This window comes from Streptomyces sp. NPDC002690 (assembly GCF_053592415.1).
Genome location: NZ_JBSFVR010000138.1, coordinates 1 through 18431, shown reverse-complemented (window position 1 = coordinate 18431; position 18431 = coordinate 1). Strand labels below are relative to the sequence as shown.

Genomic DNA, 18431 nt, shown 5'->3' with positions numbered 1-18431 from the left:
CGTGGCGTTCCGCCGAGGCGGAACGCCACGTCCAGATGCCCAGGCCGACGAGGTAGGCGGCGCCGGTGAGCCTGACGGCGGCGAACGCCTGGCTCGAATGCATGACCAGGGCCGACAGACCTGCCAAGGCGAGAGCGGCGTGGACGTACAAACCGGTCACCGTGCCGAGGATGACGGGAAGCGCCTGCCGGCGGCCGGTGTCGGTGACGTGCTGGACCAGCAGGGCCAGGCTGGCGCCCGGGGTGGCGATCAAGGGAAGGATCGCCACCAGGAACCCGGCGACGGCATAGGGGCGGATCACGGTGCCTCCGGGCGTCGCCGCGTCGGGATCAGAGCACGACGCGGTAGTGGGTGGTCAGGCGTCGGTCGTCGTCCAGGACGTGGAAGGCGAGGCCGGGGGGCTGCTCGCGGTCCGCGGGCTCGTCGCCTTCCCAGGGCAGGCGCAGGGTCCAGGTGACGGCCGGTCCGACGATCAGCGGACGCCCCCCGAAGGTGGAGGCCGCCGAGGTGTGGGCATGTCCGGTGAGGACCGCGGCCACCTGCGGGTACGCGCCGAGCAGGGCGGCGAGTTCTCCGGGCTCTTCGAGCATGAAGGAGTCGGGCAGCGGGTGGTGGAGCCGGATCGGCGGCTGGTGGAAGGCGATCAGCGCCGGGGCGTCTTCGGGCAGCGCGGCGAGCGTGGTGTCGATCCAGGTGAGCGTCTCCAGGGCGAGACGGCCCTCGTCATGGCCCGGGACGGTGGAGTCGCACATCAGGATCGTGGTGCCGCCGATGTGGTGGGCCCGGTTGACGGGGCCGTGGCCGGGCGCCTCCGCGAGCAGGGCCTTGCGGTAGGCGGAGCGTTCGTCGTGGTTGCCGGGGCACGTGAGTACCGGGAACGGGGCGGTGAGTATCCGGGCCGCTTCCTCGTATTCGGCCTCGTCGCCGTGGTCGGCGATGTCCCCGGTGACCAGAAGGGCGTCGACCGGCCGGGGCAGGGCCCGCAGGTGGTCCATGACGCGGACGGCGCGCCGGGTCGCCCGCTCGCCGCCGTCGAGGTGCAGGTCACTGATCTGTGCGAGCAACAGGGTCATTCCGTCGTCTCCCTCGGTCGCGGCGGCTGCGGCCACCGACCCGTGCGGCGACACTGCACGCGTCGCCCGGGTGTCGTCGCCCGGGCGACACGGTGGCGTCGGCCAGGTGTCACCACCCGCCGCAGACTCTAACGGTAGTTTTTGATTTTCCGTTAGAGGTGGTGGGGTGTGAGGATGGAGGCCGACGACCGGGCGCAGGGCTGGAACTGGAAGGAGACGCCTCGTGGAGCGTTGGCTGGCACTGGAACTGGCGAGCACGATCCGTCACGACGGAGAAGGCGGCATCGCCGACGACCTCGCCACCGTCCCGGGGACGACCCGTTGGATCCAGGAGTGCGGGGAGCTGCTGGCCGGCCGGGTCCCGGCGGAGTTCGCGGCGGACGGAGAGCTCAGGCTGCGGATCGTCGAGGTCCGTGAAGCGGTCCGGGCCCTGTTCGCCAGGGCCGTCCGTCCCGCTCCCCCCAGTCCGGCGGACGCCCACCGCCTGATGCCGGTCGACCGGGCGGTCGCCCGGCTCAACGCGGCGGCGGCCTTGGAGCCGGTCGCCCCGCAGTTGGACTGGCCCGCCGGCGGAGTCCCCGTCGCCCGGCTGCTGTCGGCCGAGGACGATCCGGGCGTACGGCTCGTCGCGGCTCTGGCCCGCGCCGCCATCGACTTCCTCAGCGGCCCGCAGCGCCCGGAACTGCATTCCTGCACCGCGCCCCGCTGCGTGCGCTACTTCGTCAAGAGCCACGGGCGGCAGGAGTGGTGCAAGCCGTCGTGCGGGAACCGCGCCCGCGCCGCCCGTCACTACGAGCGCCGGCGAGCGGTGGCCGAGGGCGGTTCCGCCCCGGTCTGACCGGACCTTGACCGGACCTCGATACAGGCCCTGAGGGCCCGGCGTGTCCGGAGACCGCCCCGGTCCCGGTCGCCTCAGCCGCGCTGCCCGGGAATCGTGGCCGGCGCGCCGGTGCCCCACGATTCCGGCTTCCAGACTCCCGAGCGGCGCAGGGACGCCGGGCAGTGCCGGAAGATCTCGTCGATCTCGACCAGCAGCGCGAGCTGCGGCCGGGCGCCCTTCGCGTCCGCCAGTTCACCGAAGAACGGCGCGTCCCGCAGGACCCGGGCGCGGCCGTTGACCCGCAGTACGTCCATGACGCCGGGTATGAAGTAGAGCAGGCCCACGTGCGGGTTCTGCAGGATGTTGCGGAAGCCGTCCGAGCGGCGGTTGCCCGGCAGGTCCGGCAGCGCGAGGGTGCGCTCGTCCAGGACGAGCGTGAAGCCCGGCTCCCCGCCCTTCGGTGAGGCGTCGCAGTTGCCCGCCGCGTCCGAGGTGGCGATCGTGCAGAGCGGGGACTGGCCGATGAGCCGGAGGTCCTCCTCCGTCAGTCTGTCGTGGACCTTCTCGATGACGATCGGGTGCGGGGCGCCGAGGAGTTCGGTCAGTTCATCGGGGGCGGTGAGTTCCACCCAGCCGTCGCGGGGGAGCGGGGTGGTGGACGGTACGACGGCGGGCGCTGCGGTGCTGGGGTGCAAGACGGACTTCCTGGCAGGTGACCTGGCGGTACGCGCCGATCCTCGTCGGCACGCCTGGGTGGCTGGATCTGGACGGTCGATCCGTGGATCATTCCTACTCGGACCGGTTTTTTCCGCACACCCGTACAATGTTAGGGTCACCTTACTGTAGGCCCTCGGGTTATCTCCTGGCGGGCATTCCCCCTGCGTGGAACCGGTTACCGGCTCTCCGCGGAGCCCGTTGAGGAGCGAACGATGCCGGACGCGATACCGGCCACCGCGACAGGTGCCCGGTGACCCCGGCCTCCGCCACCCTGCCCGCGGCGCGCACCGCACCGCCGGCCGGTGGCGTCCGCCGCAAGGGCTCCCGCCCCGCACTCGCCGCAGGCCTGGTGGCCGGGCTGGTGGCCCTCGTCGTGATCGCCGCGGTCAGCCTCGCCGTCGGATCGGGGCACGTACCCCTCGCCGACGTGTGGCACGGACTGGTCAGCCCCGACGACGCCCGGCGCACCGACGTCATCGTCCGGACGGTCCGCATCCCGCGCACCTGCGCCGGAATCCTCGCCGGAGTCGCCCTCGGCCTCGCCGGAGCGCTCATGCAGGGTGTCACCCGTAACCCCCTGGCCGATCCCGGCCTGCTCGGCGTCAACGCCGGAGCGTCCGTCTCCGTGGTCCTCGCCATGGGCGTTCTCGGCCTCACCGCCCCCGGGCAGTACATCTGGTTCGGCTTCGGTGGCGCGCTGCTCGCCGCCCTCTTCGTCTACGGGGTCGGCTCGATCGGCAGGGAGGGCGCCACCCCGGTCAAACTGGCGCTCGCCGGGGCCGCCACCACCGCCTTCCTCGGCTCGCTCACCACCGCGGTACTGCTGACCGACAGCAAGACCTTCGACCAGTTCCGCTTCTGGCAGGTCGGCTCGCTCTCCGGACGGGAGACCGACGCGCTCTGGCAGGTACTCCCCTTCATCGTGGCCGGCACCCTCCTCGCCCTCGCCCTCGGCCCCCAGCTCAACGCCCTCGCCCTCGGCGACGACGTGGCCCGGGGCCTCGGACAGCGGGTGGGCGTGGCTCGCGCCGCCGCAGCCCTCGCCGTGGTCCTGCTCTGCGGCGCGGCCACCGCGATCGCCGGACCCATCGGCTTCGTCGGGCTGGTCGTCCCGCACGCCGCCCGGCTGATCACCGGCCCCGACCACCGCTGGGTCCTCGCCTACAGCGCGGTCCTCGCCCCGATCCTGCTGCTCGTCGCCGACATCGTCGGCCGCCTGGTCGCCCGGCCCGCCGAGGTGCAGGTCGGCATCGTCACCGCCGTCATCGGCTGCATCCCCTTCGTGATCCTGGTCCGCCGACGGAAGCTGGTGGAACTGTGACCGCCCCCGCCGCCACCCCGTCCGTGTCCGCCGCCCCCGAAGCGGTGCGCGAGGTCGTCCGGGTGCGCCGCAACGGCCGCGCCCGCTACCTCGCGGTCTGCGTGGTCCTCGCCGTCGCGACCGTCGCCGCCCTCTGCGGTTCGCTGGCGTACGGGGACATGGCGATACCGCTCTCCGACGTGTTCGCCGCCCTCACCGGGCGCGCCGACCCCGCCACCTGGTTCATCGTCGGCGAGCTGCGGATGCCCCGCGCCCTGATGGCCATCCTGGTCGGGGTCGCCTTCGGGCTCTCCGGCGCGGTCTTCCAGAGCCTGCTGCGCAACCCGCTGGCCAGCCCCGACGTCATCGGCATCAGCTCGGGAGCCTCCGTCGCCGCGGTGCTCGCCTCCTCGCTCTTCGCGGTCAGCGGGGTGCTGCTCTCCGTCTTCGCGCTGGCCGGAGCGCTGCTCACCGCCGCGCTGATCTACGCGCTCGCCTGGCGCCGCGGAGTGACCGGCGCCCGGCTCGTCCTCGTCGGCATCGGGATCGGCGCCGGGCTGTCCAGCGTGGTCTCGTACCTGATGACCCGCTCCGAGGTCACCGAGGCGCAGTCGGCGCTGCTCTGGCTCACCGGCAGTCTCAACGGCCGTTCCTGGGACCTGCTGCAACCCCTGGCCTGGGCACTCGTCGTCCTGCTGCCGCTGCTCTTCCTAGCGGCCCGGCAGATGCCGGTGCTGCAACTCGGCGACGACACCGCCGCAGGCCTGGGCGCCCGGACCGAGCGGGGCCGGCTCCAACTGCTCTGCTGCGCCGTCGCCCTCGCCGGGGTGGCGACCGCCGCCGCCGGACCGGTCGGCTTCGTCGCCTTCGTGTCCGCGCCCGTCGCCCGCTGGCTGGCCCCCGGGCGGGGCGCCTCGCTGGTCGCCTCCGGGCTGACCGGCGCTCTGCTGGTGCTGGTCGCCGACTTCGTCGCACAGCACGTGCTGGACCTCGTCGAACTGCCGGTGGGCGCCTCCGGACAGCTCCCGGTGGGCGTCGTCACCAGCATGATCGGCGCCCCGTACCTGATGTGGCTGCTGATCCGTGCCAACCGTTCGGGACAGGGCGGATGATCCGCCCGCCGTCCGACCGCCACCACCGTCCGCGCAAGCAGGACCACCTGGACAATCGGGAAAGAGGTGCCGCGTGAGCGCGGAACACAGCCTGGGAGCGCGCGGACTGCGCCTCGGATACGGCAGCCGGGACATCGTCAAGGACCTCGACATCGACATCCCGCCGGGCGGCGTGACGATGATCGTGGGCCCCAACGCCTGCGGCAAGTCCACCCTGCTGCGGTCCCTGGCCCGGCTCCTCGCCCCCTCGGCGGGAACGGTCCTGCTGGACGGGAAGGACATCCGGTCGATGCCGACCAAGTCGGTCGCCGGCATCCTCGGCATCCTCCCGCAGACCCCGGTGGCCCCCGAGGGCATCACCGTGGCCGACCTGGTCGGCCGGGGCCGCTATCCGCGCCAGGGCTGGCTGCGTTCCTGGACCGCCGAGGACGACGCGGCGGTCGCCGAGGCGCTGGTCGCCACCGACGTACTGGAACTCGCCGAGCGCCCGGTCGACGAGCTCTCCGGCGGCCAGCGCCAGCGCGTCTGGATCGCCATGGCGATCGCCCAGCACACCGACGTACTGCTGCTCGACGAGCCGACCACCTATCTCGACATCAGCCACCAGCTGGACGTCCTCGACCTGCTCACCGACCTCAACCGCGAGCGCGGGGTGACGATGGTCGCCGTGCTGCACGACCTGAACCTCGCCTGCCGCTACGCCGATCACCTGGTCGCGATGAAGGACGGCCGGATCGTCGCCGAGGGCCGCCCCACCGAGATCGTGACCGCGGAACTGGTCACCGAGGTCTTCCGGATGCGCTGCTCGGTCGTCCCCGACCCGGCCTCCGGCACCCCGATGATCGTGCCGATCGGCCGCCACCACGTGCCGGCCGCCGCTCGTCAGGACGCGCCCGCCGCCTGAGCGCGGCCCGGGCCCGAAGCCTGCGGGAGCCCAACTCGCCCTGAAGGGGGGCGAATTGCGCTTATCGCCCCCCTCGTGGATGGCGCAAATTAAGGTTAGGCTAACCTCATGGCATGAAGAACGTGCGTCTCCGGAACCCCCTTGCCCGTCGTTCCGGTACCCCCACCCGCTCCCGTGCCTCACTCGGCCTGCTGGCGCTTCCGCTCGCCGCCGTGCTGATCGGCGCGGCCGGCTGCTCCTCCGACGACTCCGGCGACTCCGCCAAGGACGCTTCGTCGGCCGCCTCCGCCTCCACCGGCGCCTTCCCGGTGTCCGTCGACACCAAGTTCGGCTCCATCACGGTGAAGGAGCAGCCCAAGCGGGTCGTCGCACTCGGCTGGGGCGACGCGGAGACCGCGCTCGCCCTCGGCGTGCAGCCGGTCGGCGAGAGCGACTGGCTGGCCTTCGGCGGCGACGGTGTCGGCCCGTGGGCCAAGGGGCTCTACACCAAGAGCCCCGAGAAGATCGGCACCATGGAGCCGGAGTACGAGAAGATCGCGGCCCTCAAGCCCGACCTGATCCTCGACACCAAGTCCAGCGGTGACCAGACCCGTTACGACACCCTCAGCAAGATCGCCCCGGTCATCGGCGTCCCGAAGGGCGGTGACCAGTACAAGCTGTCCTGGGAGCAGCAGACCCAGATGGTCTCCACCGCGCTGGGCAAGAAGGCCGAGGGCGACAAGCTGATCAAGGGCGTCGAGGACAAGTTCGCCGCCGCGGCGAAGGCGCACCCCGAGTTCAAGGACAAGACGGTCACCCTCGCCTCCAAGACCTCGGTCGGCTGGGGTGCGTACGTCTCGGGCACCGGTCGCGTCGACTTCGTCGAGCGGCTCGGCTTCAAGAACAACCCGGTCATCGAGAAGCAGGCCGGTGACGCGTTCTCGGTCAGCGTCTCCGAGGAGAACCTCGACCAGTTCGACGCCGACCTGCTCGTGATGGCGCCCATCGGCGTCACGCCCGCCCAGGTCGCCTCCGACGCCCTGTACAAGAAGATCCCCGCGGTGGCCGACGGCCACGCGATGGTCTTCGACCAGGACGGTCTGAGCCAGGCGTTCGCCACCGACTCGATCCTCTCGACCTCCTACGCCATCGACAACGTGGTGCCGGAGTTCGCGAAGTACGTCAAGAAGTAGAGAACCTCCAGGTCTCCAGGTCTCCAGGTCTCCAAGTCTCCGGGCCGGTGGGACGGGCGCACGGTCGCGCCCGTCCCACCGGCCCGGTCCGTTTCCCCGGGAGCCGGGGGCCGGGAGCCGGGAGCCGGGGCAGGGGGCTGGGAGTGTGGAGCGGCGGCCGGGCTTCGGGGTCGGGTCGGTCGTCCAGGGCCGGGCGGGTTGATCATGCCGGACATGTCCCGCGAAGACGCACCCGGCCAAAGTGGCGGTCGCCTCTGCGGCTCGGCTGTCCGGTCGGCTGTCCGGCACCTCTGAACAGGAAAAATCCCGCGTGGGCCGGGCGTGCGCGGGTGGAGTGCGGGTGCGGACGTGGACCGGGTCGTCTCAGATAGTAGGAAGTCCGAGTAATTGTGGAGACAGGGCGCCCCGGGTGTCCTAGTTTTGTAGGAGCCGAACGATTCGCTTCTACCAGCGACTGGTGGTGAGCGGGCACGCCCGATGCAGGCCACCCCTGCGGCGTCCGCTCCCGCACCTTCCGGCGTTTCTCACCCTGTTCACCCGGCTCCTTCCGCGGCCGGCGGCAGCGCGTCACCCGCCGTCCCCAGCGCGACCGGGTCCGGCCCCGGCCCACGCGTTCCCCGCGGCGGCCGGTCGTGCCCCCGATATCCGTGACACATCGATACCCGTGACATCCGTGATTCTCAGGAGGCGTTCCCCCATGGCAGAGACCACCGTCCGCCGCCGCGTCCGTCACACCCCCCGCCCCACCGAAGCCGAGCGCGACAACGCCGCCGCGGCCCTCCAGCGCGCCCTGGACCGCCGCGACAACGGCGGGGCCACCGGCCACTGAGCCCCGACAGGCACGAAGGCTCCCCTCCGCCGCCCCGCAGGACGGACGGACGGGAGCCCCCCGGACCCGGTGACCGTGCCGGATCAGCCGCGGCTGACCTCGAAGTGGTCGATGCGCGCACCCGACTCGGCGAGGGCGGTGACCTTCATCTTCGGGTGCTGGCCGACCGAGACCTCCACCGCGAGGAACGAGTAGCCGGTGTAGCGCACGCGGGACCACTCCACGGTCTCGGCCGCGTGGACGCCGCCCTTGGCCACGTAGTACGTGTCCACGCTCTCCTGGTCGTGGACGTGTCCCTCGTACGTGTCGGGGGCGGGGAAGTTGTAGAGCGACTTGCCCGCGCCGCCGGCCGTGACGTACACGATGCCGTCGCGGGTCGGGTCCGTGCGCTCGCCGATCGGCACCTTGCGGGAGACCGCGTTCTTCTTCAGGGCGTCGGTGCGCTCGTACACGTGGTTGTGGCCGTTGATGACCAGGTCCACCTGGTGCTTCTCGAACAGCGGTACCCACGCCTCGCGGACCCCGCCCTCGGAGGCGTGCGCGTTGGTGGTCGAGAAGGCGCAGTGGTGGAAGAAGACCACGACGAAGTCGACGTCCTTGCGGGCGCGCAGCTCGCCGAGGCGGCGGTCCAGCCACTTCGTCTGCTTGCCGCCGCTGATGCCGAGGTTCGCCGGGATCTCGTTCGAGACGTCGTTGGCGTCCAGCGCGACGACGGCCACGTTGCCGTGGACGAACGAGTACACGCCGGGCAGGCCCACCGGGTCGGGGCCGTTGTCCGGCAGTGTCCAGCGGGCGTTCTGGCCGCCGTAGCCGTCGGGGGAGTACCAGGCCTCCATGTCGTGGTTGCCGGTCGTCACCATCCACGGCACCGTCTTCGCGACCGTCTCCGTCTGGGCGAGGAACTGGTCCCAGGTGCGCGCGTCGTAGACGTCGGTCTCCTGGCCGGAACCCGACGGGTCGGCGTAGCAGATGTCGCCCGCGTGCAGGTGGAAGGCCGGGTTCTGGCCGAGCAGCAGCTGGTCGTTGCCGAGGGCGTGGTAGCTGACGCCCTGGTCGCCGAAGGCCGTGAAGGTGAAGTTCTCGGCGCGCGAGGGGGCGGTGGTGAACGTACCGAGCGTGCCCAGGTTGCGGGTGTCCGCCGGGTCGAAGCCGTCGTGGCCGACGCCGTAGTAGTACGTCGTGCCGGGCTGCAGGCGCTCCAGGCTCGCGTGCACGTAGAACTGCTCGGCGGCGGCGATCGCGCCGTTGTTCAGCGTCGGCGTGGTGAGGTGGCGTACCTCGGCGTCGATGCGGCGGCTCAGCGACCACGGCTTGAGGCCGATGCGGATGTACGGGCGCTTCACGGCGAAGGGGACCTGCCACGAGACGCTCATCTGCGTCTTCGGGTCGGCGCCGTACGCGAGGTGCCGGCCGAACGGGGCCACCAGCGAGCCGTCCACCTGCGTGGTGGAGCGCGAGGTGAGCACCGTCGGGGAGCTCTTGGAGGAGCTGGCCGCGGCGGGGGAGGCCGTGAGGAGGCCGGTACCCATGCCCGCACCGGCGACGGCGGCGGTCGCCACGCTCGTACGCAGCACGCCGCGGCGCGTCAGCTTGGTGCGGAGGTACTCGTGCTGCTCCGCCATGCTCATGCGGGCGGCGAGCTTCTCGGGGATGCCGAAGCGAGGGATGTCCATGGCCAGAACATCTACTTCCGGAGTGACCCGATCCCGTCCGTGAGGTGAACGGCACGCGTACAGCTCACCATGTGTCCGTATAGTGGACGGCCGGTGTCATGGGGTGGGACGCAGGGCTAAAGTGCGGTCATGTCTCGCAGCATCAATCTCGCAGTGATCCCCGGTGACGGAATCGGCCAGGAAGTCGTTGCCCAGGGCCTGAAGGTCCTCAACGCCGTCCTCCCGCAGGATGTGAAGCTGGAGACCAAGGAGTACGACCTTGGAGCCCAGCGCTGGCACCGTACGGGTGAAACCCTCCCGGACGCGGAGCTCGAATCCCTCAAGGGCCACGACGCCATCCTGCTCGGCGCGATCGGTGACCCCTCGGTCCCGTCCGGCGTGCTGGAGCGCGGGCTCCTGCTGAAGCTGCGCTTCGCCTTCGACCACTTCATCAACCTGCGGCCGTCGAAGCTCTTCCCGAACACGGCGACCCCGCTGGCCGGCCGCCCCGACATCGACTTCGTCGTCGTGCGCGAGGGCACCGAGGGCCCGTACACCGGCAACGGCGGTTCGCTGCGCACCGGTACGCCCGCCGAGGTCGCCACCGAGGTCAGCGTCAACACCGCGTACGGTGTCGAGCGCGTGATCCGCGACGCCTTCGACCGCGCCGCCGCCCGCCCCCGCAAGAAGCTGACGCTGGTCCACAAGAACAACGTCCTCGTCTTCGCCGGGCACCTGTGGAAGAACACCTTCGACAAGGTCGCGGCCGAGTACCCCCAGGTCACCACCGACTACCTGCACGTCGACGCGGCGACGATCTTCTTCGTCACGCAGCCGGAGCGCTTCGACGTCATCGTCACCGACAACCTCTTCGGCGACATCCTCACCGACCTCGCCGCCGCCGTCACCGGTGGAATCGGCCTGGCCGCCTCCGGCAACATCAACCCGACCGGCGCCTTCCCGTCGATGTTCGAGCCGGTCCACGGTTCGGCCCCCGACATCGCCGGCCAGGGCAAGGCCGACCCCACGGCCACGATCCTCTCCGTCGCCCTCCTGCTGCGCCACCTCGGCTACGACACCGAGGCCGTACGCATCGAGGCAGCCGTCTCCGCCGACCTCGCGGAGCGCGACGGGGCCACCCGCACCACCGACGAGATCGGCGACGCGCTCGCGGTACGCGTAGCGGGCTGACCCGACGACTCTCCAGAAGCCGCCGGGTCGCAAAGGCACCCGGCGGCTTCTTCGCGTGCGGCCCCGGGTGCCACCATCGACCCCGGGACCGTGAACCACGCCATTTCGTGCCCGGCCTTCCACGAGCGATAATCGAACGTGGGGCCGCGTCTCGCGGCAATGCTCGGACGTCCTCGCACTTGTTCGCACTTGCGGGCGGGAGCGGGCGGGAGCACGGTCCCTCACACACAGATACGGTGAAGGACACGCACTCATGACGACGCCCACGATCGAGCTCAAGCCCACCTCGTCCCCGCTGTCCGACGCGGAGCGCGAGGCGATCCTCTCCGCCCCCGGATTCGGCCGCCACTTCTCCGACCACATGGTCACCATCCGGTGGACCGAGGGCCGCGGCTGGCACGACGCTCAGCTCGTCCCGTACGCCCCGCTCTCCCTCGACCCGGCGACGATGGTCCTGCACTACGCCCAGGAGATCTTCGAGGGGCTGAAGGCGTACCGGCAGCCCGACGGCACCGTCGCCACCTTCCGCCCCGAGGCCAACGCCAAGCGCTTCCAGCGCTCCGCGCACCGACTGGGCATGCCCGAGCTGCCGGTGGAGACCTTCATCGAGGCCTGTGACGTGCTGGTCCAGCAGGACAAGGCGTGGGTCCCGGCGCACGGCGGCGAGGAGTCCTTCTACCTTCGCCCGTTCATGATCGCCACCGAGGTCGGCCTCGGCGTGAAGCCCGCCAACGAGTACCTCTTCCTCGTCATCGGCTCCCCGGCCGGCGCCTACTTCGCCGGCGGCGTGAAGCCGGTCTCCATCTGGCTCTCCGAGGACCGCGTCCGCGCCGTCCCGGGCGGCATGGGCGACGCCAAGACCGGCGGCAACTACGCCGCGTCCCTGCTCGCCCAGGCCGAGGCCACCGCCAAGGGCTGCGACCAGGTCGCCTACCTCGACGCCGTGGAGCACAAGTGGGTCGAGGAGCTCGGCGGGATGAACCTCTACTTCGTGTACGACAACCACATCGTCACCCCCGCCCTCACCGGCTCGCTGCTCGCCGGCGTCACCCGTGACTCCCTCCTCACCGTCGCCCGCGACCTCGGCTACACCTCCGAGGAGGGTCGGGTCTCCATCGACCAGTGGCGCGAGGACAGCGCGAACGGCACCCTCAAGGAGGTCTTCGCCTGCGGCACCGCCGCCGTGATCACCCCCGTCGGCACCGTGAAGTCGGCCGGCGCGGAGTGGGTCCAGGGCGACGGCAACCCCGGCGAGATCACCTTGAAGCTCCGCGAGCGCCTGCTGGACATCCAGCGCGGCATCGCCGAGGACGCCCACGGCTGGATGCACCCGCTGGGCGACTGACGGCCGCTTGTGTTCCACCGCGTACCACGTACGAAGGCCGCGCCCGGGTCCTGCCGGGCGCGGCCTTCGGGCTGCGCACGGGGTGCGAACGGGGCGTGCGTCAGGTGACCGTGGTGGATTTCGTCATCGAGCTGGACGAGTGACGCCAGACGTGCGGCACCGGCCCGCGCGGCTCGGCGAGAGGCATCCGGCTGAACGACGGGCAAGTACCTGGAGCGCGCGGCCATGGACGCGCGGCATCGGCCACCGTTCTCTCGATCTGCGGGCGATTCGCCGGCCGATGGCGCGCGGTCGGCCCAGGCGGTGCCGTACCCGCTTTCCCGCTTCTACTCCCGCTCCCCCCGCACCAGCTCCGCCACCTCACCCAGCGAGTCGACCGACCAGTCAGCCGTGGCGCGGACGGCCGGGTCGTCGGCCCACCAGTGGCCCCACGGGCCGCGCCGCAGGTGCGCGGTGCGCAGGCCCGCCGCGTGGGCCGGGAACACGTCGTTGACCGGGTGGTCGCCGACGTACAGGGTGTGCTCGGAACGGGTGCCGGAGACGCCGAGGACGCGGGCGAAGAAGGCGGGGTCCGGCTTGGCGGCGCCCCACTCCTCGGACATCACGACGAGATCGGCGGGCAGCTCCAGCGCTCGCAGCAACTCTCCGGCGCGGGCCGTCTGGTTCCCCGCGACGATCACGCGGACGCCGAGCTCGCGGAGCCGGCCCAGGGTCGGCCGCACGTCCGGATAGAGGTCCGACTCGTCCAGGTACTCGCCCCGGCCCGCCGCCTCGCGGGCCCGCCACTCGGCCTCGACGTCGATGCCGGGGCGGACGAGGCGCAGCGCGTCGGAGTTGTCGCGGCCCTGGGTCACCACCGCTCCGACCAGGGCGCTCATCGTGTGCCGGGGGACGTCCAGCCAGTCGGCCCAGGAGCCCCAGTACCGGTTGTCGTTGGTCAGCGTTTCGCCGACGTCGAAGACGATGGTCTCGATCACCGGGCCGACCCTACTGTGCGGCGTGGCGCGGGGGCCCGGTAGCGGTCGTCCGGCCCGCCCCCCGTTTCACCGGGGCTGGGCCGGGCAGGCGCCGTCCTGCAGGCACTGCCGGGGTGACCTACGTTGGCAGTGCAAGGTTCGTCCGTCCGAGGAGGCCCCGTGACTGAGGGAAGCAAGGACAAGGTCAAGGGCAAGGCCAAGGAAGCCATGGGCAAGATGACCGGCAACCGCGGCAAGGTGGCCGAAGGCAAGGCCGACCAGGCCAAGGGTGCCGCGAAGGACGCCGTGGGCGACGCGCGCAGGAACCTGCGCGACAAGACCGGCCCCAAGGACCCGCTGATCACCGACGACGAGTGAGTCCCTTACTCGCGTTCCGGGCCCCCGCCATTTTCCGGGCGGGGGCCCGTCGGCGTTCCGGCCGTCGCATCAGCGCCAGCGGTACGTCCGGTCGGTGATCGGCGGCAGCAGTACGGGGCGGGGTGGGCCGGAGGCCGTCAGCAGCAGGCTGAGCACCTCGGCCACGGCGGGATAGAGGTGTAGGTCCGCCGCCTTCGCCAGGGGGACCCACACCACGCTGGTCGGGTACTCGGCGTCCTGCTCGGTGTCCGGCAGGGAGTCCCGGACGCGGCGGGGAAGCACCAGGGAGTGGATCAGGTGGAGCCGGCGGAACGTACCGGGACGGCCGGGCCGCGTAGTGATCTGATCCTGGGCCCAGAGCAGCCGGGGCGGATCGGGCAGCACCCCGACGTCGAGGTCGAGCTCCTCGCGGAGCTCCCGGGCGAGCGCGTCCGGCACCTGTTCGTCCGGGTCGAGGAGGCCGCCGGGCAGGGAGTGCTGCTCCCCGCCGGGGCGGGTACGGCGGATGAGGCAGATCTCCCCGCTCTCGACGATCGCGGCGCAGACCCGGACCGTGACGGCCGGGGTGCGGTCGGTCGGGGCGCGGTCGGTCGGGGGTGTGCTCGTGGCCATGAGGGGCTCTACCCCGGGCCGCTGCGGTGGAATCGCGGAGGTGCGGGCCAACCCGCCCACCGGGCAGCGCCGTTGGGTGCGATCGCCGACCATCGCCGAACATCGCCGACGGTTCGTGCCTCTCGCCCCCGGAGCCGGACCGCTCCGCCGGTGTACGCAACGTACGCAAGTAAACCGGATCGTTCCCCTCCGCTCCCTTGTCCGCGCTCCCGGGCGTGCGGCACGGTGGCCGACCATGGGACGAGAGCAGTGGAAGAGGATCTGGGTCGGTTCGGCCGGGAACATGGTCGAGTGGTTCGACTGGTTCGTGTACGCGACGTTCGCGGTCTACTTCGCGGACGCCTTCTTCCCCGAGGGCAACGGGACCGCGAACCTCATGAACACCATGGGCATCTTCGCCGTGGGGTTCTTCATGCGGCCGGTCGGCGGCTGGCTCCTCGGGAGGATCGGCGACCGCAGGGGCCGCAAGGCCGCGCTGACCCTCACCGTCTCGCTGATGTCGGCCTCCGCGATCCTCATCGCCGCCGCCCCGACCTACGCGGTCGCCGGGTACGGAGGGGTGGCCGTGCTCATGGTGGCCCGGCTGCTCCAGGGCCTGTCGGTGGGCGGCGAGTACGCGGCCAGCGCCACGTACCTCACCGAGGCCTCGCGGCCCGACCGGCGCGGGTTCGCCTCCAGCTTCCAATACGTGTCGATGACGGCCGGCCAGCTGATCGGACTCGGGCTCCTCATCCTCCTCCAGCACACCCTCTCCGACGACGCCCTGCACGACTGGGGCTGGCGGGTGCCGTTCGTGGTCGGGGCGCTCGGCGCGGCCGTCGTCTTCTACCTGCGCCGCACCATGCTGGAGACCGAGGTCTACGCGGAGTCCGGCGCCGCCGAGGACGCCGACCGGGGCACCCTCAAGGCCCTCTGGGCGCACCGGCGCGAGGCGTTCCTCGTCGTCGCGCTGACCATGGGCGGCACCGTCGCGTACTACACGTACACCACGTATCTGACGAAATTCCTCTCCAAGAGCGCCGGGATGGAGAAGTCCACCGCCACCCTCGTCAGCTTCTGCGCGCTCTTCGTCTTCATGTGCCTCCAGCCGCTCGCCGGGCTGCTCTCCGACCGGATCGGGCGGCGCCCGCTGCTCATCGGGTTCGCCGTCGGGTCCACCTTCCTGACGGTGCCGGTCATGATGATGCTCAAGCACGCCGGGACGTTCTGGCCCGCCCTCGGCCTCTCGCTGCTGGCCCTCGTCGTCGTCACCGGCTACACCTCCATCAACGCCTGCGTGAAGGCCGAGCTCTTCCCGACCGGCATCCGCGCGCTCGGGGTGGCGCTCCCGTACGCCGTGGCCAACGCGCTCTTCGGGGGGACGGCCGAGTACATCGCGCTCTGGTTCAAGGACGCGGGCGTGGAGTCCGGGTACTTCTGGTACGTGGCCGGCTGCGCGGCCGTCTCGCTCGTCGTCTACCTGTCCATGCGGGAGACGCGCGACCTGGACCTGCACCGGATCGGCGCGGGAGAGGCGGCCGGAGACGCCCCGGGGCGGGCCCCGGGCGAGACGAGTGTCACGACCGCATTCTGAGACGGGCCCGTCACGGGGGCGGTGCTGTGCCAAACTGCTCCCGTGTCCTCGTTGTCCACGATTATTGGCAGCAGGCGCGCCGGTCCGCAGTGACGTCCCGTACCACCATGTACGGCACGCTCATCGTGCCCCAGACCCGCGCGCAGACCTCTCGCACCCGCGAGGGGTTTTTTCGTTTTCCGGCCCCCACCCAGGCCGGGGCGGCGTGCGCGGGATGATGGGGGCAAGTGGAGCCCGATAGTCCGGATCCACTCATCCGACAGGAGTCGCATCAGCATGACCACTAAGGCCACCGCCACCGACGACAGCTTCCATGTCTTCGACACCACTCTGCGCGACGGTGCACAGCGTGAAGGCATCAACCTGACGGTCGCCGACAAGCTGACCATCGCCCGGCACCTGGACGACTTCGGCGTCGGATTCATCGAGGGCGGCTGGCCCGGCGCCAACCCCCGGGACACCGAGTTCTTCGCCCGCGCCCAGCAGGAGATCACCTTCGCCAACGCCCAGCTCGTCGCGTTCGGCGCGACCCGCAGGGCCGGTGGCAAGGCCGCCGAGGACCCGCAGGTCAAGGCGCTGCTCGACTCCGGCGCCCCGGTGATCACGCTGGTCGCCAAGTCGCACGACCGGCACGTCGAACTCGCCCTGCGCACCACCCTGGACGAGAACCTGGAGATGGTCCGCGACACCGTCTCGTACCTGCGCGAGCAGGGCCGGCGGGTCTTCGTCGACTGCGAGCACTTCTTCGACGGGTACCGCGCCAACGCCGAGTACGCGAAGTCCGTCGTCCGCGCCGCCTCCGAGGCCGGTGCCGACGTCGTCATCCTCTGCGACACCAACGGCGGGATGCTCCCCGCCCAGGTCCAGGCCGTCGTCTCCACCGTGCTCGCCGACACCGGCGCCCGGCTCGGCATCCACGCCCAGGACGACACCGGCTGCGCCGTCGCCAACACCCTGGCGGCCGTCGACGCGGGTGCCACCCACGTCCAGTGCACCGCCAACGGCTACGGCGAACGCGTCGGCAACGCCAACCTCTTCCCGGTCGTCGCCGCCCTGGAACTGAAGTACGGCAGGACGGTGCTCCCCGAGGGCGCGCTCGGCGAGATGACCCGCATCTCCCACGCCATCGCCGAGGTCGTCAACCTGACCCCCTCCACGCACCAGCCGTACGTGGGAGTTTCGGCCTTCGCCCACAAGGCCGGGCTGCACGCCTCCGCGATCAAGGTCGACCCCGACCTCTACCAGCACATCGACCCCGCGCTCGTCGGCAACAGCATGCGGATGCTCGTCTCCGACATGGCGGGGCGTGCCTCCATCGAACTGAAGGGCAAAGAGCTCGGCATCGACCTCGGTGGCGACCGCGAGCTGGTCGGCCGGGTCGTCGAGCGGGTCAAGGAGCGCGAACTCCGCGGCTACACCTACGAGGCGGCCGACGCCTCCTTCGAGCTGCTGCTCCGCGGCGAGGTCGCGGGCACCCCGCCCCGCTACTTCCGCACCGAGTCGTGGCGGGCCATCGTCGAGGACCGCCCCGACGGCGTGCATGCCAACGAGGCGACCGTGAAGCTCTGGGCCAAGGGCGAGCGGATCGTCGCCACCGCCGAGGGCAACGGCCCCGTCAACGCCCTGGACCGGGCGCTCCGGGTGGCCCTGGAGCGGATCTACCCGCAGCTCGCCAAGCTGGAACTGGTCGACTACAAGGTCCGCATCCTGGAGGGGCGTACCGGCACCGAGTCCACCACCCGGGTACTGATCACCACCGGCGACGGAACCGGCGAATGGTCGACCGTCGGGGTCGCGGAGAACGTCATCGCCGCGTCCTGGCAGGCGCTGGAGGACGCGTACACCTTCGGCCTGCTGCGGGCCGGGGTCGAGCCCACGGAATAAGGCGTGATGAGTGTGCCGCCGGACGTCCGGCGGCACACTCACCGTCCCTGCCGCGCGCGGTACCGCGTCACCGTCGCCGCGATCGCTCCCAGGGGTACGGCGACGGCGAGCACGGTCCACGACGGGGTGCCGATCCACACCGCGAGCAGACCCACCCCGAAGCAGATCCCGAAGTTGATGGTGAGCAGCGTATTGCCGTCCGGGTACCACAGGTAGGACCGGTAGGCGCGGGGCCGGGCGAGACGCACCGCCCCGAACACGAAGGCCTGAGCCGCGAGGAGCGCGGCGAACCCGCCGGCGGCGGCGTTCATCTGGAGCTCGTCACGGGGTGCCTGCGGGGTGTTCTGCCGTTCGCCGTCCTTGCCGACCACCACGATGTCACCCCGCCAGACGGTGGCCGAGACCTGGTCGCCGGGTGCGAGCTCTCCCAGGAGCGGCCCCTCCTCGCCGCCGGCCCGCACGGTTCCCCGCCAGCCGTCCTCATCCGTCAGGGTCGCCTCGTAGTAATAGCTCTTCCCCCCGTGCTTCCTCTCCGTCTTCTCCACGGTGAGGCGCAAGGTGCTCAGACAGTCCGTCGACCCCTGCCGCACCGTGCGCGAGGAGCACGACTGGGCCGCGCGGTAGTCCTGGAGGCGTTCGCCTTCGGTGGGCAGCCACCAGGAGAACACCGCGTAGCAGCCCGCCGCCGACACCAGGGACAGCAGGATCATCAGCACGCCCGCGAACCGCGTCCGACCCGTCGATCGCCGGCCCGCGCCCTTCTCGTGCGGCTGTCCCTCCGTGGTGTGAGCCCTCGCCCGCGTCGTTGTCATGGCCTACCCCCTCCGCCTCAGCATCCATCAGCCAGAGACAGGAATACACCCCGGGTCCACGGCAGTCTGCGGGCGGTCCGGGTTGCCGGACTCCGGCAACC

18 protein-coding genes are annotated in these 18431 nt (G+C 71.3%); 11 read left to right on the top strand and 7 right to left on the bottom strand.

Annotation, left to right across the window (positions count from 1 at the left end; translation table 11 throughout):
• Both ACWD3D_RS18760 and ACWD3D_RS18755 read right to left on the bottom strand, forming a co-directional pair.
• Window positions 1–301, bottom strand: a 301-nt coding sequence (locus tag ACWD3D_RS18760) for a LysE family translocator (RefSeq protein ID WP_451461954.1), incomplete at its 3' end; no start/stop codon positions are given.
• Window positions 302–329: 28 nt separating this feature from the next.
• Complete coding sequence (locus ACWD3D_RS18755; protein WP_451461953.1) at window positions 330–1073, bottom strand: metallophosphoesterase; 744 nt, start codon at window positions 1071–1073, stop codon at window positions 330–332.
• A 223-nt stretch (window positions 1074–1296) separates the two neighbouring features.
• Between ACWD3D_RS18755 and ACWD3D_RS18750 the strand changes: the two genes are divergently transcribed.
• Window positions 1297–1911 (top strand): CGNR zinc finger domain-containing protein, encoded by a 615-nt coding sequence (locus tag ACWD3D_RS18750; protein ID WP_451461952.1) that lies wholly within the window; start codon window positions 1297–1299, stop codon window positions 1909–1911.
• Between the two features lie 74 nt (window positions 1912–1985).
• On the opposite strand, the gene ACWD3D_RS18745 is transcribed toward ACWD3D_RS18750, so the two are convergent.
• A complete protein-coding gene (locus tag ACWD3D_RS18745) occupies window positions 1986–2588 on the bottom strand; it encodes an MSMEG_1061 family FMN-dependent PPOX-type flavoprotein (RefSeq protein ID WP_451461951.1) in 603 nt (200 codons plus the stop codon).
• 272 nt (window positions 2589–2860) lie between these two features.
• Between ACWD3D_RS18745 and ACWD3D_RS18740 the strand changes: the two genes are divergently transcribed.
• From ACWD3D_RS18740 to ACWD3D_RS18720, 5 genes are all read left to right on the top strand, one after another.
• Entirely contained in the window at window positions 2861–3931 is a 1071-nt protein-coding gene (locus tag ACWD3D_RS18740; RefSeq protein WP_451461950.1) for a FecCD family ABC transporter permease, read from the top strand.
• Complete coding sequence (locus ACWD3D_RS18735) at window positions 3928–5022, top strand: FecCD family ABC transporter permease (protein ID WP_451461949.1); 1095 nt, start codon at window positions 3928–3930, stop codon at window positions 5020–5022. The genes ACWD3D_RS18740 and ACWD3D_RS18735 overlap by 4 nt, the downstream gene beginning before the upstream one ends.
• 73 nt (window positions 5023–5095) lie before the next feature.
• A complete protein-coding gene (locus tag ACWD3D_RS18730; protein WP_451461948.1) occupies window positions 5096–5926 on the top strand; it encodes an ABC transporter ATP-binding protein in 831 nt (276 codons plus the stop codon).
• A 113-nt stretch (window positions 5927–6039) separates the two neighbouring features.
• On the top strand, window positions 6040–7098 hold the full coding sequence (locus ACWD3D_RS18725) for an iron-siderophore ABC transporter substrate-binding protein (protein ID WP_451461947.1): 1059 nt from the start codon (window positions 6040–6042) through the stop codon (window positions 7096–7098).
• Between the two features lie 697 nt (window positions 7099–7795).
• A complete protein-coding gene (locus ACWD3D_RS18720) occupies window positions 7796–7927 on the top strand; it encodes a hypothetical protein (RefSeq protein WP_328719235.1) in 132 nt (43 codons plus the stop codon).
• 83 nt (window positions 7928–8010) lie between these two features.
• Here ACWD3D_RS18720 and ACWD3D_RS18715 read toward each other — a convergent pair whose 3' ends face one another.
• Window positions 8011–9600, bottom strand: coding sequence for a purple acid phosphatase family protein (locus ACWD3D_RS18715; protein WP_451461946.1), 1590 nt, complete (start codon window positions 9598–9600; stop codon window positions 8011–8013).
• 129 nt (window positions 9601–9729) lie between these two features.
• On the opposite strand from ACWD3D_RS18715, the gene ACWD3D_RS18710 reads away from it, so the two are divergent.
• Window positions 9730–10770, top strand: a complete 1041-nt coding sequence (locus ACWD3D_RS18710) for a 3-isopropylmalate dehydrogenase (RefSeq protein WP_451461945.1) — start codon at window positions 9730–9732, stop codon at window positions 10768–10770.
• 253 nt (window positions 10771–11023) lie between these two features.
• Window positions 11024–12115, top strand: coding sequence for a branched-chain amino acid aminotransferase (locus ACWD3D_RS18705; RefSeq protein ID WP_451461944.1), 1092 nt, complete (start codon window positions 11024–11026; stop codon window positions 12113–12115).
• A 326-nt stretch (window positions 12116–12441) separates the two neighbouring features.
• On the opposite strand, the gene ACWD3D_RS18700 is transcribed toward ACWD3D_RS18705, so the two are convergent.
• Window positions 12442–13092, bottom strand: coding sequence for an HAD family hydrolase (locus tag ACWD3D_RS18700; RefSeq protein ID WP_451461943.1), 651 nt, complete (start codon window positions 13090–13092; stop codon window positions 12442–12444).
• 159 nt (window positions 13093–13251) lie between these two features.
• Here ACWD3D_RS18700 and ACWD3D_RS18695 point away from each other — a divergent pair, with 159 nt between their 5' ends.
• Complete coding sequence (locus ACWD3D_RS18695) at window positions 13252–13449, top strand: CsbD family protein (RefSeq protein ID WP_328719227.1); 198 nt, start codon at window positions 13252–13254, stop codon at window positions 13447–13449.
• Between the two features lie 69 nt (window positions 13450–13518).
• On the opposite strand, the gene ACWD3D_RS18690 is transcribed toward ACWD3D_RS18695, so the two are convergent.
• A complete protein-coding gene (locus tag ACWD3D_RS18690; RefSeq protein ID WP_451461942.1) occupies window positions 13519–14061 on the bottom strand; it encodes an NUDIX domain-containing protein in 543 nt (180 codons plus the stop codon).
• Window positions 14062–14296: 235 nt separating this feature from the next.
• On the opposite strand from ACWD3D_RS18690, the gene ACWD3D_RS18685 reads away from it, so the two are divergent.
• Both ACWD3D_RS18685 and cimA read left to right on the top strand, forming a co-directional pair.
• A complete protein-coding gene (locus ACWD3D_RS18685) occupies window positions 14297–15634 on the top strand; it encodes an MFS transporter (protein ID WP_451461941.1) in 1338 nt (445 codons plus the stop codon).
• A 276-nt stretch (window positions 15635–15910) separates the two neighbouring features.
• The gene (gene cimA / locus ACWD3D_RS18680) at window positions 15911–17518 is read left to right on the top strand and encodes a citramalate synthase (RefSeq protein WP_451461940.1); all 1608 of its coding nucleotides are present in this window, start codon (window positions 15911–15913) and stop codon (window positions 17516–17518) included.
• Window positions 17519–17556: 38 nt separating this feature from the next.
• Here cimA and ACWD3D_RS18675 read toward each other — a convergent pair whose 3' ends face one another.
• Window positions 17557–18330, bottom strand: coding sequence for a hypothetical protein (locus tag ACWD3D_RS18675; protein WP_451461939.1), 774 nt, complete (start codon window positions 18328–18330; stop codon window positions 17557–17559).
• Between the last annotated feature and the right edge of the window lie 101 nt (window positions 18331–18431).